Genomic DNA, 1,220 nt, shown 5'->3' on the forward strand with positions numbered 1-1,220 from the left:
TATATTGGCGGCGAAGGCGGAACGGTGAGCACGCACACCAGGGACAAGCTGCAAGCCTGCGTGAACGACTATAACGCCATGTTCGGCACCGGTCACAGCGTGAAGGATGGCAAGGCTTTCTACGCCTACTACAAGGCGGTGGCGAAACGCATGAAATCCCGGGACCGAAAGGATTTCCGGCCTGATCAGGGGATCGATATTCTGCTGGTCGTTAACATGTTCCTCACAGGTTTCGACGCAAAGACCCTGAACACTCTCTACGTTGACAAAAACCTGCGCTACCATGGCCTGATCCAGGCCTTCTCGCGAACGAACCGGATCCTTGGACAGAGGAAGAGCCAAGGCAACATCGTCTGCTTCCGTAATCTGAAGCCAAAGGTTGACGAGGCCATTACGCTTTTCTCCAACAAAGACGCCAGAGAGGCGATCCTGGTCGAGCCCTATGATGATGTGGTCAAAGAGTTCAACCTGGTTGTCCAAGAGCTGAAGAAGATCGTTGCGAAGCCTGACGATGTGGATGGTCTTGCATCTGAGGAAGACGTCCTGGCGTTCGTTACCACCTTTCGTAAGCTGATCCGCCTGATGAATGTTCTCAAGAGCTTCTCCGAGTTCGATGCTGACGATCTGGAGATGACCCAGCAGCGGTTCGAAGATTTCAAGAGCAAATATTTGGACATCCATGACAGGGTGAAAAGCGACAAGGAAGAGGAAAAGGCATCGATCATCGATGAGATCGACTTCGAGCTCGAGCTTATCCGCCGGGACGAAATCAATGTCGCCTACATTCTTGCACTCCTCGCAGCCATCTCGGAAGCGTCGGACGAGGATGAAGATTCCGAAGAGACGAAGAAGGGAAAGACGAAGGCTGTCCTCGATATTTTGGGGTCCGAGCCGCGGCTGCGCAGCAAGAAGGAACTCATCGAGGATTTTATGGCGACATACTTGATCGGGCGGCGTAGTGCTGACGAACTGAAGGAAGCTTTCGAGGCCTACTGGGTCGGCAAAAAGGATGAGGCATTCCGTCGGATCTGTAGGGAAGAGGATCTCGACCCTGACGCATTTTCGCAACTAATGCAGGCCTACACTTTCTCGGACAAGGAACCCCTCGCTGACGATGTGGTTGCCACGCTCAAAACAAAGCCCGGGATCCGCGAGCGCGCAAAACGCGTGAAACAGATCATCGCCCGGATGATCGGGTTCATTGAAACCTACGATGAGAA

1 protein-coding gene is annotated in these 1,220 nt (G+C 53.3%); it reads left to right on the plus strand.

Going from position 1 to position 1,220, the window contains the following annotated elements; all coding sequences use genetic code 11:
* Window positions 1-24 precede the first annotated feature (24 nt).
* The coding region (locus F3H26_RS18940; protein WP_394349795.1) for a type I restriction endonuclease subunit R, EcoR124 family at window positions 25-1,220 on the plus strand (1,196 nt) is incomplete at its 3' end.

Source organism: Ruegeria intermedia (assembly GCF_900129345.1).
In the GTDB taxonomy this organism is placed as follows: domain Bacteria; phylum Pseudomonadota; class Alphaproteobacteria; order Rhodobacterales; family Rhodobacteraceae; genus Ruegeria; species Ruegeria intermedia.